20 protein-coding genes are annotated in these 26,289 nt (G+C 69.2%); 13 read left to right on the forward strand and 7 right to left on the reverse strand.

The genetic code is table 11. The features are described 5' to 3' along the window. The first annotated feature begins 10 nt into the window (after positions 1–10). From tal to Mschef_RS03985, 10 genes are all read left to right on the forward strand, one after another. Positions 11–1,084, forward strand: coding sequence for a transaldolase (gene tal / locus Mschef_RS03940; protein ID WP_081126490.1), 1,074 nt, complete (start codon positions 11–13; stop codon positions 1,082–1,084). Beyond that, complete coding sequence (gene pgi, locus Mschef_RS03945) at positions 1,081–3,375, forward strand: glucose-6-phosphate isomerase (protein WP_081126492.1); 2,295 nt, start codon at positions 1,081–1,083, stop codon at positions 3,373–3,375. Before tal ends, pgi begins: the two co-directional genes overlap by 4 nt. 26 nt (positions 3,376–3,401) lie before the next feature. Continuing rightward, a complete protein-coding gene (gene gnd / locus Mschef_RS03950; RefSeq protein ID WP_176212408.1) occupies positions 3,402–4,424 on the forward strand; it encodes a phosphogluconate dehydrogenase (NAD(+)-dependent, decarboxylating) in 1,023 nt (340 codons plus the stop codon). A gap of 2 nt (positions 4,425–4,426) precedes the next feature. Then, positions 4,427–5,884, forward strand: a complete 1,458-nt coding sequence (zwf, locus tag Mschef_RS03955; RefSeq protein ID WP_081126830.1) for a glucose-6-phosphate dehydrogenase — start codon at positions 4,427–4,429, stop codon at positions 5,882–5,884. Next, positions 5,881–8,175 carry a glycoside hydrolase family 15 protein gene (locus Mschef_RS03960; protein WP_081126496.1) on the forward strand — a complete coding sequence of 765 codons (2,295 nt, stop codon included), beginning with the start codon at positions 5,881–5,883 and terminating at the stop codon, positions 8,173–8,175. The genes zwf and Mschef_RS03960 overlap by 4 nt, the downstream gene beginning before the upstream one ends. A gap of 63 nt (positions 8,176–8,238) precedes the next feature. Then, entirely contained in the window at positions 8,239–9,543 is a 1,305-nt protein-coding gene (locus tag Mschef_RS03965) for a glycosyltransferase family 4 protein (RefSeq protein ID WP_168708869.1), read from the forward strand. After that, complete coding sequence (locus Mschef_RS03970; protein WP_081126499.1) at positions 9,540–10,754, forward strand: glycoside hydrolase family 57 protein; 1,215 nt, start codon at positions 9,540–9,542, stop codon at positions 10,752–10,754. The genes Mschef_RS03965 and Mschef_RS03970 overlap by 4 nt, the downstream gene beginning before the upstream one ends. 300 nt (positions 10,755–11,054) lie before the next feature. Further along, complete coding sequence (locus Mschef_RS03975) at positions 11,055–14,645, forward strand: sensor domain-containing protein (RefSeq protein WP_081126500.1); 3,591 nt, start codon at positions 11,055–11,057, stop codon at positions 14,643–14,645. Positions 14,646–14,714: 69 nt separating this feature from the next. Next, positions 14,715–15,554 (forward strand): NADPH-dependent 7-cyano-7-deazaguanine reductase QueF, encoded by an 840-nt coding sequence (queF, locus tag Mschef_RS03980; protein ID WP_081126503.1) that lies wholly within the window; start codon positions 14,715–14,717, stop codon positions 15,552–15,554. A gap of 108 nt (positions 15,555–15,662) precedes the next feature. Then, positions 15,663–16,238 (forward strand): cytochrome b, encoded by a 576-nt coding sequence (locus Mschef_RS03985; RefSeq protein ID WP_242426438.1) that lies wholly within the window; start codon positions 15,663–15,665, stop codon positions 16,236–16,238. 58 nt (positions 16,239–16,296) lie between these two features. On the opposite strand, the gene Mschef_RS03990 is transcribed toward Mschef_RS03985, so the two are convergent. The 5 genes from Mschef_RS03990 to bioB are packed head-to-tail and all read right to left on the reverse strand — an operon-like array spanning position 16,297 to position 20,745. Next, on the reverse strand, positions 16,297–16,668 hold the full coding sequence (locus tag Mschef_RS03990) for a DUF5362 domain-containing protein (RefSeq protein WP_081126506.1): 372 nt from the start codon (positions 16,666–16,668) through the stop codon (positions 16,297–16,299). A 38-nt stretch (positions 16,669–16,706) separates the two neighbouring features. Next, positions 16,707–17,687: a malonyl-ACP O-methyltransferase BioC gene (gene bioC, locus Mschef_RS03995; protein WP_081126508.1), complete on the reverse strand. Its 981-nt coding sequence runs from the start codon at positions 17,685–17,687 to the stop codon at positions 16,707–16,709. Next, positions 17,684–18,454 (reverse strand): pimeloyl-ACP methyl ester esterase BioH, encoded by a 771-nt coding sequence (gene bioH / locus Mschef_RS04000; protein ID WP_081126511.1) that lies wholly within the window; start codon positions 18,452–18,454, stop codon positions 17,684–17,686. The genes bioC and bioH overlap by 4 nt, the downstream gene beginning before the upstream one ends. 24 nt (positions 18,455–18,478) lie before the next feature. After that, positions 18,479–19,678, reverse strand: a complete 1,200-nt coding sequence (bioF, locus tag Mschef_RS04005) for an 8-amino-7-oxononanoate synthase (RefSeq protein WP_081126832.1) — start codon at positions 19,676–19,678, stop codon at positions 18,479–18,481. A 23-nt stretch (positions 19,679–19,701) separates the two neighbouring features. Continuing rightward, a complete protein-coding gene (gene bioB, locus Mschef_RS04010; RefSeq protein ID WP_081126512.1) occupies positions 19,702–20,745 on the reverse strand; it encodes a biotin synthase BioB in 1,044 nt (347 codons plus the stop codon). A 46-nt stretch (positions 20,746–20,791) separates the two neighbouring features. On the opposite strand from bioB, the gene Mschef_RS04015 reads away from it, so the two are divergent. Next, positions 20,792–21,517, forward strand: coding sequence for a ComF family protein (locus Mschef_RS04015; protein WP_081126513.1), 726 nt, complete (start codon positions 20,792–20,794; stop codon positions 21,515–21,517). A 9-nt stretch (positions 21,518–21,526) separates the two neighbouring features. Here Mschef_RS04015 and Mschef_RS04020 read toward each other — a convergent pair whose 3' ends face one another. Both Mschef_RS04020 and ubiA read right to left on the reverse strand, forming a co-directional pair. Next, on the reverse strand, positions 21,527–22,372 hold the full coding sequence (locus Mschef_RS04020; protein WP_081126514.1) for a hypothetical protein: 846 nt from the start codon (positions 22,370–22,372) through the stop codon (positions 21,527–21,529). 39 nt (positions 22,373–22,411) lie between these two features. Next, entirely contained in the window at positions 22,412–23,425 is a 1,014-nt protein-coding gene (gene ubiA / locus Mschef_RS04025) for a 4-hydroxybenzoate octaprenyltransferase (RefSeq protein ID WP_081126515.1), read from the reverse strand. 133 nt (positions 23,426–23,558) lie between these two features. Here ubiA and Mschef_RS04030 point away from each other — a divergent pair, with 133 nt between their 5' ends. Beyond that, positions 23,559–24,392, forward strand: coding sequence for a ribonuclease T2 family protein (locus Mschef_RS04030; RefSeq protein WP_197686714.1), 834 nt, complete (start codon positions 23,559–23,561; stop codon positions 24,390–24,392). Positions 24,393–24,477: 85 nt separating this feature from the next. Then, complete coding sequence (locus Mschef_RS04035) at positions 24,478–26,184, forward strand: alkaline phosphatase (protein ID WP_081126516.1); 1,707 nt, start codon at positions 24,478–24,480, stop codon at positions 26,182–26,184. The last annotated feature ends 105 nt before the right edge of the window (positions 26,185–26,289 follow it).

Consider the following 26,289-nt stretch of genomic DNA (forward strand, 5'->3'; position numbering starts at 1 on the left):
AGAGATTGCCGTGAACGAGATCAGTACCGCACTGGCCCAGGCCGGGCAGAGTTTCTGGCTGGACAACATCACCCGCGCGCTGCTGCGCCAGGGTGGCCTCGCCGCCTATCTCAGGGACGCCGGCATCAGCGGACTCACCTCCAATCCGACCATCTTCGAGCACGCCATCCGCAACAGCAGCGACTACGACGCGGCGATCCGCGCCGCTGGCGACAGCAACGCCGAAGCGGTGTTCTTCGACCTGGCGCTCGACGACCTGCGTGCCGCCGCCGACGTGTTCGCGCCGGTGTATGCGCGCACGAGTGGCGCGGACGGCTGGGTGTCGCTGGAGGTTTCCCCGCTGCTCGCCGACGATGCCGCCACCACCGTCGCCCAAGCGGTGCAACTGCACGAACGCGCGGCGCGGCCCAATCTGTTCATCAAGGTTCCGGGTACGCACGCCGGTGTCGAGGCCATCGAAACGCTGATCCATCGTGGCGTGCCGGTCAACGTCACCCTGCTGTTCGACGCGCGCCAATACCGCGCCGCCGCCGCTGCCTACCTGCGCGGCCTCGAGCACCGCATGGACGCGGGCCTGTCGCTGGACGTGGCCTCGGTGGCCTCGGTGTTCATCAGCCGCTGGGACGTGAAGGTGGCCGACAAGGTGCCTGCCGAGATGCGCAACAAGTTGGGTCTGGCGGTCGCCGCGCAGATCTACCGCGACTATCAGGACGTGCTGGCCTCGGCGCGCATGCAGCGCCTGATGAATCGCGGCGCGCGCCCGCAGCGGCTGCTGTGGGCCAGCACCGGCAGCAAGGACCCCAAGGCCAGCGACACGCTGTACGTGGACAACCTGGTTGCCCCGCTGACGATCAACACCATGCCGGAGAAAACCCTGCGGGCCGCCCTCGACCACGGTCGCCTCGACACCCCGATGGCCACCCACGGCGATGCGTACGCACCGCTGCTGGCGCGCTTCGCCGAACTGGGCTTCGAGGTCGAAGCAGTAGCGAACACCCTGCAAAAAGAGGGTGCGGCCGCATTCGTGGCCTCGTGGCATTCGCTGCTGGACAGCATCACGCAGCGCAAGGGGAAGGCGGCATGAGTACCGCACGTCGCATCGACCCCTGGCAAGCCCTGCAAAAACACCACGCGCGCCTCGACAAACTGCATCTGCGCACGCTGTTCGAGCAGGACCCGCGGCGCGTGCAGCGCTACACGCGCGAAGCCGCCGGCTGGCGCCTGGACTACTCCAAGCACCGTATCGATGCGGCCAGCCTCGACGCCTTGTTTGAACTGGCCCGCGCGGTGCAGCTCGAAGCGCGCCGCGATGCCATGTTCAGCGGCGAAAAGGTCAACTTCACCGAACACCGCGCCGCGCTGCACACCGCGCTGCGCGCGCCGGCCGACGCGGTGATCCTGGTCGATGGCGTCAACGTGGTGCCCGAGGTGCACGCCGTGCTTGCGCAGATGCGCGCGTTCAGTGACGCGGTGCGCAGCGGTGCCTGGCGCGGGCACAGCGGCCGGCCGATCCGCAACATCGTCAACATCGGCATCGGCGGCTCCGATCTGGGCCCGGTGATGGCCCATGAGGCGCTGCGCTGGTATGGCGATCGTCGGCTAGCGCTGCGCTTCGTGTCCAACATCGACGGCACCGATTTCCAGGAAGCCGTGCGCGGCCTGCGCCCCGACGAGACGCTGTTCATCGTCGCTTCCAAGACCTTCACCACGCTGGAGACCATGACCAACGCGCACAGCGCGCGCGACTGGCTGCTGGCTTCATGCGGTGGCGACAAGCGCGCGGTGGCGCGGCATTTCGTGGCGCTGTCCACCAATCTCGACGCGGTCGAGGCCTTCGGCATCGCGCGTGCGAACGCCTTTGCCTTCTGGGACTGGGTGGGCGGTCGCTACTCGATGGACTCCGCGATCGGCCTGTCCACGATGATCGCCATTGGCGCGCCGGCGTTCATGGACATGCTGGCCGGCTTCCACGCCATGGACGAACACTTCCGCCAGGCGCCGCTTGAGCAGAATCTGCCGGTGATTATGGGTCTGCTGAACGTCTGGTACGGCAATTTTTTCGGCAGCGAGACCGTGGCCGTGCTGCCCTACGCGCAATATCTCAAGCGCTTTCCGGCCTACCTGCAGCAGTTGACCATGGAGTCCAACGGCAAGTCGGTGCGGCGCGACGGCAAGCGCGTGGACTACACCACCGGCGCCGTGTTCTGGGGCGAGCCCGGCACCAATGGCCAGCATTCGTTCTACCAGTTGATCCACCAGGGCACGCGCCTGATCCCCTGCGACTTCATCGCATTCGCGCACGCGCTGGAGCCGCTGGGCCGGCATCAGGATCTGCTGCTGGCCAACGTCATCGCACAGGCCGAAGCGCTGGCTTTCGGCAAGAGCGCGGCGCAGGTGCGTGCCGAAGGCGCACCGGCGGCGCTGGTGCCGCACAAGGTGTTCGAGGGCAATCGTCCTTCCAGCCTGTTGCTGGCCGACAAGCTCACCCCCGCTGCGCTGGGCAGCCTGGTGGCGTTGTACGAGCACAGCGTATTCACCCAGGCCTGCGTGTGGGACATCAACCCATTCGACCAGTGGGGCGTGGAACTCGGCAAGCAGCTGGCGCTGCGCGTGGCCGGCGAAATCGAAGCGCCGCGCAAGCGGCTGCAGCACGATGCCTCCACCAATGCGGCGATCCAGTGGTACCGGCAGGCGCGCGGTCACGCTGCGCCGCGCCGCAACGGCCATCACACCCTGGTGCTGGATGTCGGCGGCAGCCACGTCAAGGCCATGATCCAGGGGCACCGCAGCGAGATCAAGATCGTCTCCGGCCCCACGCTGACCCCGCAGCAGATGCTCAAGGATCTGCACAAGGCGCTGCGCGGCGCGGCGTTCGATCGCGTCAGCGTCGGCTTCCCGGCGCCGGTGGTGCACGGGCGCATCCTGCACGAGCCGGCCAACCTCGGCACGGGCTGGGTGAATTTCGATTTCGAGCAGGCCTTTGCCTGCCCGGTGCGCGTGCTCAATGACGCCGCCATGCAGGCGCTGGGCAGCTACGCCGGCGGGCGCATGCTGTTTCTCGGGCTGGGCACCGGCCTCGGTTCGGCGATGATCGTCGATGGCCGTGTCGAGGCCATGGAGCTGGCGCACCTGCCGTATCGCAAGCGCAGCTACGAGTACTACGTCAGCGACGCGTACCGCGAGCAGCACAGGAAGAAGTGGCGCGACAACGTGTTCGAGATCATCGCGCTGCTGCGCAAGGGGCTGCGGCCCGAATACATCGTGCTCGGCGGCGGCAACGTCAAGCATCTGGATGAGCTGCCCGATGGTGTGCGTCGCGGCGACAACGCCAACGCCTTCAGCGGCGGTTTCCGACTCTGGGAGGATCTGGCATGAGCAAGACTTCGGCACGGACCAGCAAGCTGCATCTGGGATTCGTGGGCCTCGGCCGCATGGGCCTGAACATGGCCGCGCGCCTGCATCACGGCGGCATTTCCTGCGTCGGCTACGACGCCAACCCCAAGGCGCGCGCGGCGCTGCGCAAGCTGGGCGCCACGGCCGCGGCTTCGCTGCGCGAACTGGTGACCGCGCTGCCGACGCCGCGCGCGGTGTGGCTGATGGTGCCGGCCGGCGTGGTCGACAGCGTGCTCGACGAGTTGCTGCCGCTGCTGGCCAGGGGTGATTGCGTGATCGACGGCGGCAACTCGCACTACACCGAGGACCTGCGCCGTGCCGAGCGCCTGCGCAAGCGTGGCGTCGATGCCATGGATGTCGGCGTCAGCGGCGGCGTGTGGGGTCGCGAGCGCGGCTATTGCCTGATGATCGGCGGGCCCAAACCCGCCTTCAAGCGGCTCGAACCCGTATTCGCCACGCTGGCGCCAGGCGTGGCCGCCGCGCCGCGCACCGCCGGGCGCAAGGGCAAACCGGACATGGCCGAGCAGGGCTATCTGCACTGCGGGCCCAACGGCGCCGGGCACTTCGTGAAGATGGTGCACAACGGCATCGAGTACGCGGTCATGGCGGCCTACGCCGAGGGTTTCAACGTGCTCAAGCACGCCAATGCCGGCCGCGCCGCGCAGGAATCCGATGCCGAAACCACGCCGCTGGAATATCCCGAGCACTACCGTTACGACCTGCCGGTTGGCGAAATCTCCGAGCTGTGGCGCCGTGGCACGGTGATCGGCTCGTGGCTGCTCGACCTCACCGCCGAGGAAATGCTGCAGGACGATGAGCTGAAAGCCTACGCCGGGCGCGTGTCGGATTCCGGCGAGGGCCGCTGGACGCTGCAGGCGGCCATCGACGAGGGCGTGCCGGCGACGCAACTGGCGGCGGCGCTGTTCGCGCGCTTCTCCTCGCGCGGCAACGCGCTGTACGCCAACCAGGTGATGTCGGCGATGCGCCATGCCTTCGGCGGTCACGCGGAGAAACCGGCCGGAGGCAAATGACCATGGCCGCGCAGACACTGGTGATTCTGGGTGCCACCGGCGATCTCACCCAACGCCTGCTGATGCCGGCGCTGTACCGCTTGCGCCGCGAGAACCTGACCGCGGATCTGCGTATCCTCGGTTACGCCATGGAGCCGTGGTCGCGCGCGCGCTTCCAGAGCCACATCGGCAAGGCCCTGCGCAATTTTTCCGAGGACTACGACGCGCGCAGCGCCGCCGCGTTCGTCAGGCAGCTCGACTACATCAGCGGCCAGCTCACGCCCGAGGACCTGGCGCGCATCGCCGGACACCTCAGCCCCGGCACGCTGTTTTACCTGGCGCTGCCACCACCGCTGTTCGGCACCGCCGCGCAGGCGCTGGGCGCGGCCGGTTTCGCGCAGGCGCCGCGCAACGGCTGGCGCCGGCTGGTGGTGGAGAAACCCTTCGGCACCGATCTGGCCAGCGCCGAGCAACTGCGCAAGCAGATGCACGCGCACTGGGACGAGGCGCAGGTGCTGCGCATCGACCACTTCCTTGGCAAGGAGGCCACGCAGAATCTCATGGTGATGCGTTTCGCCAACCGCCTGCTGGAGCCGGTGTGGAACGCGCAGCACATCGCCCAGGTGCAGATCACCTACGCCGAGACCCTCGGCGTCGAGCACCGTGCCGCCTACTACGACAAGGCCGGCGCGCTGCGTGACATGTTGCAGAACCACCTCATGCAGTTGTTCTCGCTGGCGGCGATGGAGCCGTTGTCGGCATGGGATGGCGAGGTGCTGCGCGATCACAAGGTCGAGGTGCTGCGCGCGGTCAAGCCGATCGACGCGCGCAATCTCGCCGCGCACGCGGTGCGCGGCCAGTACCGCGCCGGCCGCAGCGGGCGCAGCAAGCTGGCCGGCTACCGCAGCGAGCCCGGCATCCCGCGTGCTTCCAACACCGAAACCTTCGCCGCGCTGCGTCTCGAGATCGACAACTGGCGCTGGCAGGGCGTGCCGTTTTATCTGCGCAGCGGCAAGCGCCTGGCCGGCGAGACCTCGGAGATCGCGGTGCAATTCCGCCGCGCGGCCGGCCCGTTGCCAGGGCTGGTGCAGGCCGGCGACTCGAACTGGCTGGTGCTGCGCATCAAGCCCGAGCAGCGCATGGACCTGGAACTGACCGCCAAGCGCCCGGGGCTGAAGCTCGAAGGGCGCAGCGTCACGCTGAGCGCGCCGTATGCGGATGCCGGCGATGCGGGTTTTTCGGCCTACGAGCAATTGCTGATCGACGCGCTGGCCGGCGAACGCGCGCACTTCCTGCGCTTCGACGAGGTGGAATGGGCATGGCGCATCGTCGATCCGGTGCTGCGTGCCTGGCAGCACGGCAGCCCGGATTTCTACCCCGCCGGAGGCGAAGGCCCGGCCACGCAGGCGCGCCTGCTCGACGCCGGTCTGCGCTGGCGCAGCATCGCCGCGACCACGGCGGACGTCGCGGGTACGCCATGAACGCGCCCGGCTGGCCGGGTATGCCGCCGGCGTGGAGCAGCAGCGCCAAGGACATCGTCGGCACCGCGCTGGGCGCAGGGCGGGTATGGTTCACGCTCGGCTACGGCATCCTCGATGAGGTGTACTGGCCTTCATGCAGCCAGCCGCAGATCCGCGACCTCGGCTTCATCGTTGCCGGCGCGGATTTCTGGAGCGAGGTCAAGCGCGAGCAGCACTACACGCTGAGCACGCCGGAGCCGGAAGTACCGTTGCCCAAAGTGGTACACGAGCACGCGCGCTACAAGCTCGAGTTCGAGGTGCTGGCCGATCCGCTGCGCGACGTGGTGCTGATCCGCTACCGCCTGCACGGCGAGGGGCTCAGGCTGTACGCGCTGCTGGCGCCGCATCTGGGTGGCTCCGGCCACGACAACACCGCGCTGGTGCAGGCGCAGGGCCTGGCCGCGCTCAAGCAGAACGAGGCGCTGATGCTGATGGCCGACGCCGGCTTCGCGCGCGGCAGTGCCGGTTACGTGGGCGTGTCCGACGGCTGGCAGGATTTCCAGCAGCACGCTGCGATGACCTGGACACATGCCAGCGCCAGCAACGGCAACGTGGCGCTGCTGGGCGAGTTGAACGCCAGCCATGGCGTATTGGCGCTGGCTTTCGCCAATACGCTGGAAGGCGCGCAGACGCTGGCGCGCGCGTCGCTGGCGCACGGCTACGAGTCGGCGCGGCATGGTTTCATCGAAGGCTGGAAGCAGTGGTCACGCGGCCTGCGATGCGACATCAAGGACGCGACCGCGCGCGCTGCCGTGCGCCGCGCGGCGATGGTGCTCAAGGTGCACGACGACCGTCACCATCCTGGCGCGCTGATCGCCAGCCTCAGCATTCCCTGGGGCAATACGCGCGATGACCCGGGCGGCTACCACCTGGTGTGGGCGCGCGATGCGGTCGAAGCCGGTTTCGCCATGCTCGCCTGCGCGCACCACGAGGAAACCCGCGCGCTGCTGTCCTACCTGATCGCCACGCAGCAGGACGACGGCCACTGGGCGCAGAACTTCTACACCGATGGCCGTGCGTACTGGACCGGCGTGCAGCTCGACGAGGCTGCGCTGCCGGTGCTGCTGGCGGCCAAGCTCGATGAGCTGGGATTGCTCGATGGCCAGCGCGCCGCGGCCACGGCGATGGCGCGACGCGCGCTGCGCTTCGTCGCGCGCATCGGCCCGTTCAGCCCGCAGGACCGCTGGGAGGAAAATCCCGGCATCAATCCGTTCACCCTGGCCGCGGCCATCGCCGCGCTGGTGGCCGGCGCCGCGCACGGTTTCCTCGACGCGCGCGATGCGCGCTACGCGCTGCAACTGGCCGACGACTGGAACACGCGCCTGGAATCGTGGGTCTACGTGCAGGACACCGGGCTGGACCGCGCACACGGCACGCGCGGCCACTACGTGCGTATCGCGCCGCCCGGGCAGGACGCGCAGCATAGCGAGGTGGCACTTAAGAATCGCGGCCGCGTGGTGGTCGCTGCGCGCGACCTGCTTGGCCTCGAATACGTGTACCTGGTGCGCCTGGGCCTGCGCGCCGCCAACGATCCGCGCATCGCCGACACCACGCGCCTGGTCGATGCGCTGCTGCGCGTGCAAACACCCACGGGCGCGTTTTACCGGCGCTACAACGAGGACGGTTACGGCGAGCATCACGATGGCCGCGCGTTCGACGGCAGCGGCGTCGGCCGCGCCTGGCCGTTGCTGGCCGGCGAGCGCGGCGTGCTCGCCGCGCAGGCCGGCGCGGATGCGCGCCCCTACCTCGATGCCATGCTCGCCTCGGCCAGCCTGGGCGGCATGCTGCCCGAGCAGGTCTGGGACAGCGACGCCATTCCCGCGCGCGGGCTGTTTCCAGGCCGCCCGACGGGCAGCGCCATGCCGCTGGTATGGGCGCACGGCGAGCTGATCAAGCTGGTCATGGCGATCCAGCACCACGCGCCCGTCGAACAGCTGGCCGCGGTGGTCGCGCGCTACGCACGCGCACGCGAACCCGAGCTGCAGCTGTGGCGGCCGCAGGCGCCGGCCACGCAATGTGCCGCCGCGCGACCGATCCTGATCGAAGGTGACGCGTCGTTCGTGCTGCACATCGGCCACGACGGCTGGCAGGACGTGCGCGATATCGCCAGCACGCCCAGCGGTCTTGGCATGCACGGCGCGCTGCTGGATTGCGCGGCGCTGGGCGGGCACGACTCGATCGAATTCACGCGTCGTTTCCTGGATGCGCGCGATTGGGAAGGTCGCGACTGGCAACTCGCGCTGGTGCGCTGAGCGCGCAGGTCGTGGCCGTGCCACGGCGTCCGGCGCCGCGGCGCAACGAGGATGGAGAACAGGATGCTGCATGCCCCGCCGCTGCGGGTACTGATGCTCGGCTGGGAATACCCGCCGCGCATCGCCGGGGGTCTGGGCAAGGCCAGCCAGGGCATCGCGCGTGGTCTGGCGCAGGCCGGCGTGCAGGTGCTGTTCGTGCTGCCGCGCTACGACCGTGCCGTGCAGGCGCCGGGCTTGCGCGTGGCGGGTATCGCGGCATGGTTGCGGCACGCGCGCGCGCCAGGTGCAGCGGCCATGCCGCCACCGGCACGCATGCAGCGTCTGGCGGTGGATGCGCGCCTGCGGCCCTATGCGGCGCTGGCGCCGGCGCCGCACACGCGCATGCCCGCGGCGGCCGATCGCGTGGATGCCGACGCAGCGCTGTATGGCGGCGACCTCGCCAGCGAGGTGCAGCGCTATGCGCGGCGGGTGCGCGCGCTGGGCATGGCTGTCGAGGCGGACCTGATCCATGCCCACGACTGGATGAGTTTCCCCGCCGCGCTGGCGCTGGCCGCGGCGCGCGGCTGGCCGCTGTGCGTGCACCTGCATTCCACCGAATACGATCGCAGCGGCGCTGGCGCCGATGCGCGCATCGTGGCGATCGAGCGTGAAGCCTGCACGCGCGCCGCGCGCGTGTTCGCGGTCAGCGAGTACACGCGCGATGTGCTGATCGAGCGCTACGGCATCGCTGCCGACAAGATCGAGGTGATCTACAACGCGCCGGATGCGCCTGTGCCCGCGCCGCTCGCGCGGGCGCCGCTGGCCATGGCGCAGCGGCCGCCGTGGGTGGTGTTTCTGGGGCGCCTGGCGTTCCAGAAAGGCCCCGATCATTTCCTGCGCGCGGCTGCCGAAGTGGCGCGGCATGCGCCGCATGCGCGCTTCCTGGTGTGCGGTGATGGCGGCATGCGCGCGCAGTTGCAGCAACTGGCGCTGGATCTTGGTCTGCGCGAACACGTCGAATTTCGCGGCTTTCTGGGCGCCCGCGAAGTCACGCGCGTGCTGGGCCAGGCGCGCCTGCTGGTGATGCCCAGCGTGTCGGAGCCGTTCGGACTGGTGGCGCTGGAGGCGCTGGGCGCCGGCACCTCGGTGATCCTGTCGCGGCAATCGGGCGTGCGCGAGGTGCTCAGCCCCAGTCTGCAGGCTGATTTCTGGGATCACGAGAAGCTCGCCGACCAGATGCTGGCCGTGCTGCGCTGGCCCGAGCTGGCGCAGCAACTGGTCGATGATGGCCGCGCGCAGCTCGCGGGCCTGTCGTGGGCGCGCTCGGCGCGGAACATCCGCAGGGCCTACGCCGAGATCCTCGCGGCGCAGCCGGGCGTGCGGCCATGAGCCTCGACATCTGCATCTACTTCCAGGTGCACCAGCCGTGGCGCCTGCGCCGCTATACCTACAAGGACATCGGCCGCGCGCACGATTACTTCGACGATACGGCCAATGCCGCCATCCTGCGCCGCGTGGCCGAGCACTGCTATCTGCCGATGAACGCGCTGCTGCTGGACGCGATCCGCACGCATGCGCCGCATTTCCGCGTGAGCTTTTCCATCACCACCACGGCACTGCAGCAGATGGCGTTGTGGGCGCCGCACGTGCTGCTGTCGTTTCGCGAGCTGCTGGCGACCGGCGCGGTCGAGCTGCTCGGCGAAACCTCGCATCACAGTCTGGCCGCGCTGCATGACGCCGATGAATTCGCCGCGCAGGTGCGCCTGCACCGGGCGAGCTGCGCGCGCTGGCTGGGCGCGTGCGGCGGCGGTTTTCGCAATACCGAGCTGATCACCTGCAACGCCATGCTCGAGCAGGTGGCGGGCATGGGTTTCGAGAGCGTCTGCATCGAAGGTGCCGAGCGCGTGCTGCACGGACGCGCCGCCACGCGCGCGTATCGATTTTCCACCGCGCCCAGGCTGGTGGCGTTGCCGCGCCACTACCGGCTCAGCGACGACATCGCGTTCCGGTTTTCCGACCGGCACTGGAACGCGTGGCCACTGACCGCCGCGCGTTATGCCGACTGGCTGCAGGGCGAGGCCGACGCGCACGTCGCGGCGGGCGGCTGCCTCGGTCTGTACATGGATTACGAAACCTTCGGTGAGCACCAGTGGGCCGCGACCGGCATTTTCGACTTCATGCATGCGCTGCCGGGTGAGCTGTTGCGGCGCGGCTGCTTTCGCTTCGTCACGCCAGCGCAGGCCGCGTGTGCCGTGCCGGCGGATGCCGAACGTCTGGATGTACCACAGCCGTTGTCCTGGGCCGACCAGGAGCGCGATACCTCCGCATGGAATGGCAATGCCATCCAGCGCGTGGCGCTGGCGCGCTGCTATGCCATGGCCGGCGCGCTGCAACAGGCGCCTGGCGCGGTTGCGGCGACGCTGCGGGAAGACTGGCGGCGCCTGCAAACCAGCGATCATTTCTACTACATGGCCACCAAGCATCGCAGCGATGGCGATGTGCACCAATACTTCAGCCCTTATGCATCACCCTACGACGCCCACATCAACTACATGAATGTCATGGATGACCTGGCGGAGCGTTGCGGCCAGCGCCGGTGATCGCCGCGCCGCATGCGATGCAGCAAGCCCTGCGTGCTGGGTGCGCGGGTAGCCGTGCATGGGCATTGCATTCGCCGACATCGTGCTTGTCAGCGCGTTGATGCAATAACGCATGTCGCGGCGAGGGGTTCAGTTTTCTACTGATTGAGTATAAATTCCATCGGGACGGCATGCGCCGCCGCTGCGATCTGGAGATGGCATGCACGATCATGGCCTGCCGGTGCGTTTGCTGCGGTCCGCGCATGGCCTGCACATGACGATTGGCGTGAACCTGCGCGGCGCGTGGCAACGCCATCGCGCATGAACCTGGCCAAGCCTGACATCGTTGCCAGCGTCGGCGCACTGCTGCTCGCCGCGTTCGCGATCCTGTGGCTGTCGCGCCTGTGGCTGCGTGCACGCGCGCGATTGCGCGCGCAGACGCACGAACTGCAACGCCTGGTCGATGCGCAGAAGATGGCCGGCATCGGCTACTGGGAATACGACATCGCGCTGGGCTATCTGGTGTGGTCGGACGCCACCCTGGCGCTGTTCGGCATCGATCGCGACGCGTTTGACGGCAGCCTTGCCGATTTCATCCGCCGCGTGCATCCCGAAGACCAGCCGCGCCTGGTCGCGCTGCGCGAGCACAGCCTGCACACCGGAGCGGCGCTGGATGTGCGCTATCGCATCGCGCGCGGCGATGGCGGCATACGCACCCTGGATGAGCACGGCGAGCTGCACACGCGCAGCGATGGCCGGCGCGTGATGCGCGGCACCGTGCGCGATGTCAGCGCGCTGGTCGAGGCGGGTCGGCGCGAGCAGCAGCAGATGGCGCAATACCGCTATCTGTTCGATCGCAATCCGATGCCGATGGCGGTTTATGCGCGCGACACGCTGAGCATCCTGGCGGTCAATGACGCGGCGATCGAAATGGCCGGCTACACGCGCACCGAGATGCTGGCGTTGCGCGCCTCCGACATGCTGGCCATGGAAGAGCGCGCGCGCTTCGCGCGGCATATCGCCAGCAGCAGTCCGGATCACGCCGATGTTGGCGTGTATGCCATGCAGCGCAAGGACGCCGCGCCGTTGCGCTGTCGCGTGTTCGGCCAGGACATCCTGTTCGATGGCCACAGTGCGCGCATGGTCATGCTGCTGGATGTGACCGCGGCCGAGCTGGCACGCGCGGCGCTTGAGTACAGCGAAGCGCGCCTGCGCCTGGTCGCGCGCGCATCGCACGATGCCATCTGGGACTTCGATATCGTCGCCGGCACGCTGTGGTGGAACGAGGGCTACACCGCCTTGTTCGGCTACGACGCCGCAATGGGCACGCCGCACCTCGCGGATTGGACCGCGCGCATCCATGCCGACGACCGCGCCCGCGTCGAGTCCAGCTTCGCGGCGGCGCTGCGCGGCGAGCAGGAGCAGTGGCAGGAGGATTATCGCTATCGGCACATGGATGGCCGTTTCCTCGACGTGCGCGACCGCGGCTATATCCTGCGCGATGCGGCAGGCCACGCCGTGCGCATGGTCGGTGGCATGCACGACCGCAGCCGCGAGGCGAACGCGCAGCGAGAGCTGCAACAGCGCGTGGAAAACTATCGCGTGCTGGTCGAACAGATGCCGGTGCCGCTGCTGGTGCTGCAGGATGGACACGTGCGCATGGCCAACACCGCGGCAGTACTGCTGTTGAAGGGCAATACGCTCGACAGCCTGGGCGCGATGACCGTGGAGGACTTGTTCGAGCCCGCCGCTGCAGCCGCTTGCCGGGCACCTGCGGTCACGCCGACCCAGACACTCGAATGCAGGGTGCGTCGCCTGGATGGCAGCACATTCGACGGGCAGCTGCAGATCGCCGATTTTCGTGGCAGCGAGGTCGGCGGCGTGCAGGTGCTGATGCGCGATCTGGGTGCCGAGCGCCGTCGGGTCGCGGCCGAGCAGGAGCGCGTGGCGTTCTTCCGACTGTCCGCCGATGGCTTCGGCATCCTCGATGAGCGGATGAGCATCATCCAGGCCAATGCCGCGCTGCGCCGCCAGCTGGGTCTTGCCGAGGAGAGCGCCACCGTGCCGCTGGCTGACTACATCGAGGATGCGCACTGCACGCGCATGCGTGCGGCGGTACTGGACCTGCCACAGGGCGCCGCGAGCGAGGCGTTCGATTGCCGCTTGCGTGGGCGCATGCCGGAAATCTGGCTGGAGCTGGCGTTCGTGCGCGCGCGCAGCGACACCTGGTACATGGTCGCGCGCGATATCAGTCGCCAGGTGCGCGCCGAAGCCGAGGCGCGGTTGCTGCAGCGCGCGGTCGAGGCCGCGGAGAATGGCGTGGTCATCAGCGATGCGCGCGGTTCCGACCTGCCGCTGGTTTACGTCAACCCCGCGTTCACGCGCATCACCGGTTATCCTGCGGAAACCGTCATCGGCCGCAACGCGCGCTTCCTGTATCGGGATGACACCGATCAGCCCGGGCTGCGCGAGCTGGATCAGGCACTGGCCGACGGCAATCCGGCCAGCGTCGTGGTGCGCAATTACCGCAAGGACGGCAGCCTGTTCTGGAATCGCCTGCGCATCGCGCCGGTTCGCGACGCGCACGGTCTCAGCCACTGGGTGGGCATTCAGCAGGACATCAGCGAGGAGCGCCGCGCCGAGGAGCGCCTGCAGCAGCAGGCGCTGAGCGATGAGCTCACCGGCTTGCCCAATCGCCGCGCGCTGCTGCTCGGTGCCAACGCAATGCTGCTGCGCGAGCCGCTGGCGCTGGTGCACCTGGGCCTGGATCAATTCAAGTTGATCAACGACGCGCTGGGTCACGCCAGCGGCGACGAGCTGCTGCGCAAGCTGGGCGCGCGCCTGCGCGGCGCGCTGCCCGATGCGATATTGCTGGCGCGCATGGGCGGCGACGAGTTCGTGGCGCTGGTGCCACGGGCCAGCACGCAACTGCAGGATGTGCTGGAGCGCATCAGCGATGGCGTGCGCCAGCCCATCGAAGTGCAGGGCACGCTGCAGCAACTCAATTGCAGCATCGGCGTGGCGCTGGCGCCCGAGCACGGCGACAACAGCGAAGCACTGATGCGCTCGGCGGACGCGGCCATGCACGAGGCCAAACGCCTGGGTCGCAACCGCAGCGTGACCTACAGCGCGGACTTGCACGACGTGGCACGGCAGCGTCTGGCGGTGATCTCGCGCTTGCGCGGCAGCGATCCCGGGCGCGAGCTGGCGCTGCACTATCAGACCATCCACGACGGCGTCAGCGGCGCCATCGTCGGCGTCGAGCTGCTGCTGCGCTGGCCGCGCGGACCCGATGGCCTGCGCAGCCCGGATGTGCTGGTGCCGTTGCTGGAGGAGTCTGGTCTGATCCTGCCGGTGGGGCGCTGGGTATTGAACGAGGCCTGCAGGCGTCAGCATCAGTTGCAGGGCATGGCGGCGCATGGCTGCAAGGTGGCGCTGAATGTCTCCACGCAGCAATTGATGCTGGGCGATTTAGTGGGCGAGGTGCGCGACGCGCTGGCGGTCAGCGGCGCCGAACCGGCATTGCTGGAACTCGAAATCACCGAGAGCGCGCTGATGGCCGATCCGGGCAAGGCCGAGGCGACCCTGCAGCAACTCAAGCAATTGGGCCTGGGCATCGTCATCGACGACTTCGGCACCGGCTATTCCAGTCTCGGCTATCTGCACCGGTTTCCGGTGGACAAGCTCAAGATCGACCGCTCATTCGTCAGCGACGTGCTCACTGACCGCGACGATGCGCTGATCTGCGCATCGATCATCCAGCTCGCCCACAATCTTGGCCTGAGCGTGGTTGCCGAGGGTGTCGAAACCGAGGCGCAGTGGCGCTGGCTGGCCGCGCGCGGTTGCGAGCAGATGCAGGGGTATCACTTCGCGCGCCCGGTGCCGTTCGCGGATGCGCAAGCCGACGACTGAGCTCCGCGTCGTGCCGGCGCGTCACCTACAATGCGCGGGCGCAATCGGGCGCCGCACCTGTCGCTGGTCATGAATCCCTACGAACCCACCGCGCTGGGCAAGCCGGTTGCCGCCTGGCCACGCCGTGTCGATGCCGCCGTGCTGGCGCCGATCCCGCGCGCCGCGATGCGCGCCGACCTTGGCCTCGCGCCGCATGCGCCGTTGCCGTTTCACGGCGAGGATTTGTGGGGCTGCTACGAATTGTCGTGGCTGGATGTGCACGGCAAGCCGGTACAGGCACTGGCCGAGTTGCGCGTGTCCGCGGCGTCGGCGCGATTGATCGAATCGAAATCGCTGAAGCTGTACCTCAACGGTTATGCCGGCGAACGCATGGCCGACGCGGATGCGGTGCGCGCGCGCATCGCGCAGGATCTCGCAGTCGCGGCCGGCGACACGGTCCAGGTGGCGCTGCTGGAGTCCGCGGTGTGGGGGCGGTTGCGCCTGCATGCCGCGCCCGGCGAGGCGCTGGATGAGTTGCAGATCGCGCCGGCGAGTTATGGTCCGCCGCAGCCGCAACTGCTGCGCCGCGCGTCGGCGGGGCGCGTGCATGAAACCCTGCACAGCGCGCTGTTCCGCTCCAATTGCCCGGTCACCGGGCAACCGGATTGGGCCACCGTGGTGGTCGACTACGCCGGGCCCGCGCTCGATCACGCGGCGCTGCTGGCGTATCTGGTCAGCTACCGCGAGCACGCGGCATTCCACGAGCAGTGCGTCGAACGCATCTGGCTGGACCTGATGCAGCATGGTGCTTGCGTGGCCTTGACGGTCTTCGCGCGCTTCACCCGTCGCGGCGGGCTGGACATCAATCCGCTGCGCAGCAGCGATGCCGCCGCGCGCCTGCCGGCATGGCAACGTTACGCGCAGCAATGACGTGATCCGGTGCCTTACCAAACGGTAAGGCGCGGGTAGTCGTGCGGCTGTGCGGACGGCGCGCGCGCGCTGTTACGCTGGCGCGCTTTCGACCTGGAGCATTTGCGCATGGCATCGATGGACCCCGTGGCGGGACAGCCTGTGCCGGAACAAGCAGCGCGTGCGCGCTATTCGCGTGCCCAGCGCACACTGCACTGGCTGGTGTTCGCTTGCGTGGCGCTGGCCTACGCATTCATCAACATCAAGGGCTGGCTGCCGCGTGGCGATGCCGCGCGTGCGCAGATGCTGCAAGCGCATTTCGCGGCGGGTCTCGCGGTACTGCTGCTGATCTGGCCGCGGCTGATGCTGCGCGTGCGCCGCGGCACGCCCGCGATCACGCCGGCGCTGCCGCGTCACCTGCATGTGCCCGGGCAGCTCACGCACGTGCTGCTGTATGCGTTCCTGATCGTGCAGCCGCTGCTGGGCATCGCCGCTGTCGAACTGGGTGGTCACGCGATCAACCTGCCGTTTGGCCTGGCGATTCCGTTGTTCATCGCGCCCGATCATCTGGCGCTGGGGCACAGCATCAAGGAGATCCATGAGGATCTCGGCGACATTTTCTACTGGGTGATCGGCCTGCACATCGCCGCGGCGCTGTGGCACCACAGCTTTCGCGGTGACGATACGCTCAAGCGCATGGTGTGATGCACCATGCCCCGCCGCTCCAAGCTGTTGCGCGGGGCACCGGGGCATGCAGTGCATGCTACATGCCGTAGATGTTGTGGTTGGCAATCGCCGCCATCAGCACGCCGAAAAACATCACGAAGCCGAGCACCATCAATGCCAGGCTGATGATGAACAGCACGCCCTGGATGATGAAATACACGCGCAGCTTGTCCAGCGCCATGCGCAGCGCGGACTCATCGCCGGCCATCTGCGCGCGCTCGATGGCGCTGCCGGATTGCACCAGCAGCACGCCCATCCAGATCGGAATCCAGGCAAAGATCAGGCCAATGATGCTGAGTGCGTAAAACGCCCCGACGATGATGTTGATGATGCCCACGAACTTGACCCAGCCCTTGCCGCTGGCCAGCGGCAGGCTGAGGTCGCGAACCAGTGCGCTGCGATCGTCCATAGCTTTCCCCTTGTGGCCCCTGCCACAGTGCAGCAAGCCTATCTGGCGGGCGCGCGCGGCGGCAAATCGCGCCGCCACGCAGCAGCGTCGCGCGCCACTTCATGCCGGCTGGCCGCAGGGTGCATGCCGCCAGTGTTGTCCTGGCGCAGCGTGCGTAGCGCGGCCAGCGAAAACGTGGCTTCCTGACCTTGCGGCGTGCGCCGCGGTTCGCCTTCGCGCGGCGCGTGGCCGTGCAGGTACACGATCTCCCAGCTCGAGGCGATGCGGCCGTCCGCTTGCCGCGGATAGGCCGCCTGCATGCGCGCCAGGCGCGATTTGCCGGTGAGGCCGCGCGCACGTCCGGCGTCGGCGTTGGTGGCGCCGAGGCCTTTCAGTTCGCGCAGCAGGCTGCCGACATCGGCGTAGGTCAGCGTCAGGTGTTCGCAGCCCAGCACCGGATCGCGCAGGCCGGCGGCCAGCGCGGCGTCGCCCAGGTCGTGCATGTCCAGAAAGCGCGAGACGTGCGGGTGCGTGCCATCGGCCGCGGCCCAGGCGGCGCGCAGCTCACGCAGCGTGTCCGGACCGAAGCTGGACAGCAGCAGCAATCCGCCGGGGCGCAGCACGCGCAGCAGCTCGAGGAACAGCGGACGCGGATCGGCGAGCCACTGGATGCACAGGTTCGAGTACAGCAAGTCGAACACGCCATCGGCGAATGGAAGCTGCAGCGCATCACCGGCCACGCGCGCATAGCGACGGCCGCGCAACCCGGCATGACGGCGCGCGGCGCGCAGCATGGGCAGGGCCAGGTCCAGCGCGACGACGTGCGCGCCGGGATAATGCCGCGCCAGCGCCGCGGCACCGAGACCCGTGCCGGCGCCGAGATCGAGGATGCGCCGTGGCGACGCATCGAGAAGGCCCAATTGTTCGCGCAGTCGCGCACCCACTTCGCGCTGCAGCGCGTCGTGCTGCTCGTAGATCGAAGCCGCGCGCGCGAACGCGCGGCGTACCTGGCGCGCATCCAGATCGAAGCGTTCGCTCATGCGGCGCGCTCCGCCAGCGCGCGCAGCGCCGCCGCGACTTCACCCGCGTGGCCGATGAAGCCGGCGTGCGCGGCGTGCGCCAGTTCCACGAACGTGGCGTGCGGCATCAATGCCGCCGCCGCGCGCTGCGCGCCCGGCGGCACCAGCCGATCACGGCGCCCGGCCAGCCACAGCGCCGGCTGCGCCAGCGCGGGCAGCGCGCCGCGCAGGTCGCTGCGCGCCAGCAGATCCAGCCCTGCGCGCAAGTGCGCGGGGTCGGGTTCGCCGCGCGCGAACACGCTTTGGCGCAGGCTGCGCAGATCGGCTTGCGCGCCGACATCGCCCAGCACTTCCAATGTCAGGAAGCGGTTGACCGTGGCGCGGTAGTCGGCGACCAGCGCCAGCGCGAAGGCGTCGAATTCGGCCAGCGGCATGGCCTGCGGCCAGTCCGGCGCCTGCACGAAACGCGGCGTGGACGACAGCAGCGCCAGCGCGCGCGGGGCCAGCACGGCATCGCGCGCCGCGGCCAGCGCGAACAGGCCGCCCAGCGACCAGCCCAGCCAGACCGCACCGGTCGGCACGCGCGTGCGCAGCGCGGTGCACACCGCATCCGGCTGCAGTGGCAGCGTGCTGTCGCGCGCGTGGCCGTGGCCGGGCAGGTCCACCGCGTACGCGGTGAAGTCGTCGGCCAGTGCATCGAGCAGCGGCGCGAAGATGCCGCCGTGCATGGCCCAGCCGTGGATCAGCACCAGCGGTGTCGGACCCCGGCCGCTGGTGGCGATGGACATATCACTCATGCGGGAAAGTACGGCTCATGCGCCGGCATCCGGCGCGGGTTGCGCATGATGCTGCCGCAACGCGCCGAGTGCATCCAGCAGACGTTCGACATCGCTTTCGCCGTGCGCCGCCGACAACGCGATGCGCAGCCGCGCCTGACCTTGCGCCACGGTCGGCGGGCGGATCGCCGGCACGTGGAATCCCCGCGCTTCGAGCGCGCTCGACCAGTCCTGCGCGGTCACGGCGCTGCCCAGCCACAGCGGCTGGATCGGCGTGTCCGATGGCAGCAGATGCAGACCCAGCGCGGCCGCGCCGCTGCGCAGTTGCGCGATCCGCGCCTGCAACCGCGCGCGCAGGTGCTCGCCCTGTTGCGCCAGGCGCAACGCGGCCAGCGTCGCCGCGGCCAGTGCCGGCGGTGGCGCGGTGGAATACACATGCGCGCGCGCGAATTGCGTCAGCGCATCGATCAGCACAGCGTCGCCGGCGACGAAGGCGCCCTGCGTGCCCAGCGCCTTGCCCAGGGTCGCCATCAGAATCGGTACCTGGCGTGCATCCAGCCCGGCCTGCGCCACGCTGCCGGCACCCTGTGCGCCGCGCACGCCCAGACCGTGCGCGTCGTCGATCAGCAGCGTGGCGTTTTGCTGCTGCGCCAGCGCCGCGAGTCGCGCCAGCGGCGCCACGTCGCCGTCCATGCTGAATACACCGTCGCTGGCCAGCAGCGCGGCGGCGTGCGGGCACGCCGCGAGCTGGCGCGCGGCGGCATCGACATCGCCATGCGGATAGCGGCGCAGCTCGGCGCCGCACAGGCGCGCGCCATCGAGCAGGCTGGCGTGGTTGAGTTTGTCCTGCACGCACACATCGCCGGATTGCAGCAGCGCATCGAGCACGCCAAGGTTGGCCATGTAGCCGGTGGCGAACAGCAGTGCGCGCTCGCGCCCGGTCCACGCCGCCAGCGCGGCCTCGAGTTCGGCGTGCGGCGCGCGGTGCCCGCCGAGCAGGTGTGCGGCGGTGGCGCCGACGCCCCAGCGTGCAGCGGCGCTGCACAGCGCCTCGCGCACCTGCGCGTGTCCGGCCAGGCCGAGGTAGTCGTTGCTGGCGAACGACAGCAGGCGGCGGCCGTCGAGCACGATCCACGGCGCGGTCGTTGCAGTGACGCTGCGCAGGCGGCGCAGCAGGCCGGCCTCGGCGCGCGCCTGCTGGCGCGCGGCCGCGCGCTGCAGCAAGTCGGCGCGCATCGTCGTGCTCGCGGCGCGCGGCTTCAGGCCGCTGCGCCGCAGCCGCATGCGCCGGCGCGGCAGACCGGTTCGGCGTCGAGATCGATGTGCGCGTGCTCGCCAACGTGGCCTTCGGTGTCGCCAGGCAACGCATGCAGGCCGAGTCGCGCGAACAAGGCCTGGTCGTGGGTCACGTCGGGGTTGCCGGTAGTCAGCAGTTTCTCGCCGTAGAAGATCGAATTGGCGCCGGCGAAAAAACACAATGCCTGCAGCTCGTCGCTCATTCCGGCGCGACCGGCCGACAGCCGCACCATCGAGGCGGGCATCAGGATGCGCGCCACGGCGATCGTGCGCACGAACTCGAATGGGTCCAGCGCCGCGGTGCCGTCCAGCGGCGTGCCCGGAACCTGCACCAGCTGGTTGATCGGCACCGAGTGCGGCGGCTCGGGCAGGGTGGCCAGCACCTGCAGCAGGCCGGCGCGCTGCGCGCGCGTCTCGCCCATGCCGACGATGCCGCCGCAACAGGTCTTCATGCCGGCGGCGCGCACCTGTTCGAGCGTGTCGAGGCGGTCCTGGTACTGGCGCGTGTGGATGATCTCGCCGTAGAACTCCGGCGCGCTGTCGAGGTTGTGGTTGTAGTAGTCCAGCCCCGCCGATTTCAGCGTGTGCGCCTGCGTGCCGCTGAGCATGCCCAGCGTGGCGCAGGTTTCCAAGCCCAGCGCCTTCACCGCAGAGACAATTGCAGCCACCTGCGCCACTTCGCGGTCCTTGGGCGCGCGCCACGCTGCGCCCATGCAGAAGCGGCTGGCGCCGGCGGCCTTGGCCGCGCGCGCGCGTTCCAGCACGGCTTCGACCGACATCAGCTTGTGCGCCTGCACGCCGGTGTCGTAGCGCGCAGCCTGCGGGCAATACGCGCAATCCTCGGGACAGCCGCCGGTCTTGATCGACAGCAGCGTGGACACCTGCACCGCGTTGGCATCGTGATGCGCGCGATGCGTCGCATGCGCACGCGCCAGCAGATCGTTGAATGGCAGCTCGAACAGCGCCAATACCTCGGCGCGTGTCCACTCGTGGCGCAATTCGGCCATGCCCAGGCTCCGCGATACAGTGGCGGCGAGTCTGCGAGGGGAGCCCATGTCTGTCAACCGAGTACTGACGCGCGCGGTTGACGGATTGCGCCGCGCCGAACACCTGTTGATGCCGCCGCGTTGTCTGCTGTGCGGCGCGGCGGCGGACGACGCTGGCCTGTGCGCGGCGTGCCGCGCCGAGCTGCCGCGCAACGCAAGCTGTTGCGCGCGCTGCGCCGAACCCTTGCCAATGCCGGCGCCGCTGTGCGGACGCTGCCTCAGACATCCCCCGCCGTGGGATGTTGCGTGGGTGCCGTTGCGTTACGCCTGGCCGCTGGATGTGCTGGAGGCGCGCTTCAAGTTTGGCGGTGATCTCGCCGCCGGGCGTGCATTGGCCGCCCAGTGGCTGGCGCAGGCGCCACCGAGCGCGCTGCCCGGCGCGCTGATTCCGGTGCCGCTGCATGTCTCGCGGCTGCGCCGGCGCGGCTATAACCAGGCGCTGGAGCTGGCGCGCGCGCTGGGTCGGGCGCTGCAGATTCCCGTGCATGCGCGCGCCTTGCGGCGCACGCGCGCCACCGCCGCGCAAACCGAGCTGGATCGCGTCGCACGGCGGCGCAACGTGCGTGGCGCTTTTGCGCTGGCGACGGGTTACGCGCCGCCCGCCCATGTGGCCGTGCTCGATGACGTGCTCACCACCGGCGCCACGCTGGCCGAGTGCGCGCGCGTGCTGCGCCGTGCCGGCGTTGCGCGCGTGGATGTGTGGGCGCTGGCGCGCGCGCCGGTCGCACGCTGAGTACGCGCGTCAGATCTCGATCAGCGGCAGGTCGGCGATACGCTGGAATTGTTCGCTCCACGGCGCGCGAAACTTGTGCAACTGGAAGCGGTTTTCGGCGTAGTCGAGGCCGCGGATGCCATCAAGAAACGCCGGCGCGAAGCAGGCCGGGTCGACGAAGAACGCGTTGACGCCGTTGCGCTCGACGCTGACGAAGCGGTAGCCGCGCTGCGCGAACAACGCGCGCCAGCCGGCGATGGACACGCCGTAGTAAAGCTGGCTTGGATGCGCGGCGGTGAAGTCGAAGGCGTCGTCATAGACGACGCTGACGCGGCGCTCGGGGCCGAACGCGGCGTTGTACTCGACCACCCAGATCTTGGGCCGCAAGCCGGCATCGAGCAGCGCGGCGGCGATGTGGTAATCGTTGCCGTCGATGTCCAGCGAGCACACGTCCGGGTCGGCATGCAGCGCGCGCGCGGCGATGTCCGTCGCGCTGGCGCGGGTGACGAACATCGCCACGCAGTCGATGGCCAGCGCATAGCCGGGCAACAGGCGCCGCGCGCGCGCCGACTTGCGCGCATCGCCCTCGATCATCAGCCCGCCGTATTTTTCGGCGATCGCCAGCCACGCCGTGTTGTTGTCGATGCCGTCGCTGGCACCGATCTCAAGGAACGTCCGGTTGCACTCGCGCAACTGGCTGCGCAGCACATCGAGCACGCCGTCCTCGCCGTTCTGGCTGAAGGCCGCGAACTCCCAGCTCGCGGGATCGCCCGGATCGATGCGGCGCGCGGCCATGCGCGCGCCCTTGGCCAGCGCGATGGCGATGCGCTGGCGATCCTCGAGGTCGTTGAAGTAACGGCGGATGCGTCCGATCACGGGCAGGCCCGGAGAGTGCGATGGCGCGGCATCATCGCGTCAATGCAGCGCCAGTGCCAGCACCAGCCCCGCCCACAGGGTCATGCCCAGCCAGTTGTTCTGGCGGAATGCGCGCAGGCATTGCGCAGGCACGCGCGCGCGCATCATCCACAGTTGCCAGCCGAATTGCGCCAGCGCCAGCGCGATGCCGGCGTACCACGGCCACGCCAGCGCCGCGCGCGTGCCGATCATCACCAGGGTCAGCGCGAAACCCGCGATCAGCACGCCGAGGATGGGCAGGTCGGCGTCGCCGAACAGGATCGCGGTGGAGCGCGCGCCGGCCTTGATGTCGTCATCGCGATCGACCATGGCGTACTCGGTGTCGTAGATCGTGCTCCACAGGATATTGGCCAGGAACAGCAGCCAGCCCAGCGCCGGCACCGTGCCCTGCACCGCGGCGAAAGCCATCGGAATCGCCCAGCCGAAAGCAGCGCCCAGCACCACCTGCGGCAGGCTGGTCCAGCGCTTGGTGAATGGATACAGCACGGCCAGCGCGGCACCGGCGAAGCTGAGTTCGATGGTCAGTCGGTTGGTCAGCAGTATCAGCAGAAACGCCAGCGCCAGCAGCACGACGAACAGGCGCAGCGCACGCCTGGGCGCGATGCGTCCGCAGGCGATCGGGCGACCTGCGGTGCGTGCCACTTGCGGATCGAGCGTGCGGTCGGCGTAGTCGTTGATCGCGCAACCGGCCGCGCGCATCAGGAACACACCGACGGTGAAGATGATCCAGATGCCCAGCGGCGGCGTGCCCTTGGCCGCCAGCCACAGCGCCCACCACGTTGGCCACAGCAGCAGCAGCGCGCCGATCGGGCGGTCCATGCGCATCAGCACCAGATAGTCGCGTGCCGGGTCGCGCCAGCGCGCGGGCAGCGCGCGCAACAGCGTGTCGAGTACACGCGTCGAGCGCGCCGAGGCGTCGGCCGGGCGCGGCGTCGACGTGCCGCCGTTGCGCCGCGTGCGCTGCGCGGCATGCGCGATCACCGGCTGACGGCGCGGGGGACGGGATTTGGCCATGCGCGCAGTTTATAGGTGCTTGCCTGCAATCCGTCGCCTCCATGTGTCGGCGCGGGGATGGCAAAGACGCGGAGATGGCGTCACGGTTTTGCGCTACCTTGCGCGCCCGATCACCTTGTCTTCGGAGCCTTCGATGCGCCTGCCACCCCAGTTCCGCGTCCTCATGCTCGCCGCGCTGTTGACGGGCCTGCCGCTGTTCGGCGCGGTGCCCGCGCATGCCGATGACTCCGCCGCCGCACCTGCGTTCAATCCCGCGCCCAACGGCAAGCCGGGCCTGCGTTTTGGCCACTACACCTTTGCCCTGCTGTGGGAACCGGGCGCCTGTCTCGCGCATGACGAACTGGCCGGCCCGGATTGCGCCACGCGTGCGCCCGGCGCTGTGCGCAGCCGGCAGTGGAGCCTGCACGGCCTGTGGGCCAGCACGCCGGTCGAGCTGCAGGCGCGGCACATGCCCGATCCCACCTGGTGGCGCTACGGCTGCTACTGGTACCGGCCGGACCACGCTATTCCACAACGCTCGTGCAGCAACGCGCCGCTGCACCTGCCGGCGCGCCTGCATGCGCGCTTGTCGGTGGCGATGCCGGCCGCGGCCACGTGCCTGGATCGTCACGAATACTTCAAGCATGCGCAATGCCTGGGTTTTCAGCCGGCGCCATTCTTCACCCGGGCGTTGCAGCTGCTGGATGCCGTCAACGCCAATGCCTTCACCGCGTGGATGCGCGCGCAGCGCGGCCGCACGGTCAGCCGCGCCGCATTGCTCCAGGCGTTTCAGCACAGCTTCAAGCTCACTTCGAGTGTGGCGCTGGAGCTGCGTTGCGGGCGCCGGCCCGGCGCGCGACGCGAGGACGTGCTGGTGCAGGCGTGGATGACGATCCGCAGCGACCGCCTCGCGCAATTCCCGGAACCCGCGAGCTTCATGGCCGGGCGCCGCGGCAACTGCCCGGCGCGCATTTTCATCGCGCGCTGAACGCGGCCTCGGCGACTTCTGTCATATGGCGGTCGTCCGTTGGCGGGCATACTCTTACGATTCGTAAGAATTCACGGATGACCCCATGCAATTGTCGACGCGTCTGCGCCTTGCTCTGGCTATCGGTCTCGGCCTGCTGGCAGTGGGCGGTGTGCTGCTGTATTCGACCGTGGCAAACGCCGCGCCGCCCGCGCGCAGCGCACGTGTGGAAACCCCGCAAGGCTGGTTCGCGGCGGGCGCACAGGCTGCGCGGCAGGCCATACGCGAGGCCGGCGGTGCGCAGCGCGCGCGCAACGTCATCGTGTTTCTGGGCGATGGCATGGGCTTTACCACCGTGGCCGCCGCGCATATCTATGCCGGGCAGAAACTGGGCGTGGATGGCGAGAGCCATCGACTGAGTTTCGAGCAGTTTCCTTACACCGCGCTCAGCCGCACCTACGAAACCAACCAGCAGACGCCTGATTCGGCTGGCACCATGACCGCGATCATGACCGGAGTGAAGACCCGGGCCGGCTTCATCGGCATCGACCAGCGTGCACGTCGCGGCGACTGCGCCAGCGCGCAGGGTGCGGCGCTGGTCACGGCGCTGCATCTCGCCGGCCGCGCCGGCATGGCCACCGGCGTGGTCACCACCACGCGCATCACCCACGCCACGCCGGCGGCAACCTATGGCCATAACCCCGAGCGCAACTGGGAAGTGGATGCCGACCTGCCGCCCGCGGCGCGCGCCGCCGGCTGTACCGATTTCGCCGCGCAACTCATCGTCAACGCGCGCGCCGGCCTGCTCGATGTGGCGCTGGGTGGCGGGCGTACCGAATTCATGCCCGCCGGCCAGCCGGACCCGCAGCGCGCGGGCATGGTCGGCCAGCGTCTGGACGGCCGCAACCTGATCGCGGAATGGCTGGCGCTGCCGCACAGCCGCTATGTATGGAATGCCAGCGAACTGGCCGCCGTTGATCCGCGCCGCACGCGGCGGCTGCTGGGCCTGTTCAATCCCTCGCATCTCGAATACGACCACGACCGCCGGCAGATGCAGCTGGACGAACCCACGCTGGCGCAGATGACCGGCAAGGCCATCGCGATTCTGCAGCGCGAGCGCAAGGGCTACTTCCTGATGGTCGAAGGCGGGCGCATCGATCACGCCCTGCACGCCGGCAACGCCTTTCGCGCGCTGGACGAAACCCGCGCCTTCGCCGAGGCGGTGGCCGAGGCCGTGCGCTTGAGCGCCGGCAGCGACACTTTGATCGTGGTCACCGCCGATCACAGCCACACGCTGACCTTCGCCGGTTACCCCAGACGCGGCAATGACATCCTCGGCGTGGTGGTCGGCGCCACCGACAGCAACGACGTGCCGCAGAACCCAGGCCCGGCGCTGGATGCGCTGGGCCAGCCCTACACCACACTGGGTTTCGCCAATGGCCCCGGTTACAGCGGCGCCAGCGATCGCCAGCCCGAGGGCGCCAAGCGATTCCCGCATTTCTTCGGCGCGGCGCGGGACATCGAGCACGGGCGTCCGCAGCTTGGCGCGGCGCAAACCCGCGATCCCGATTATCTGCAGGAAGCCAGCGTGCCGCTGAAGAATGAAACCCACGGCGGCGAGGATGTCGGCATCTGGGCGCGCGGCCCCGGCGCGCGCGCCTTCCACGGCGAGTTCGAGCAGAACGCCATCTTCCATCTGATCGCGCAGCAGACGCCGCGACTCAAAGCCGAACTGTGCCGGCTCGGCGCCTGCGACGCGCAAGGCGTGCCTGATCGTGTGCCGCGCATGGCGCCAGCCGGATCGGTGCCTTGAGCGCATGACTCGATGTCGTCATCCCCGCGGATGCGGGGATCCAGTCAGGCCGCAGGCCGGCACGGCGCCTTGAGCGCAGCGGCCCAAGAGCAGTTCGCACACGGG

The sequence above is a fragment of the Metallibacterium scheffleri genome, from assembly GCF_002077135.1.
Taxonomy (GTDB): Bacteria; Pseudomonadota; Gammaproteobacteria; order Xanthomonadales; family Rhodanobacteraceae; genus Metallibacterium; species Metallibacterium scheffleri.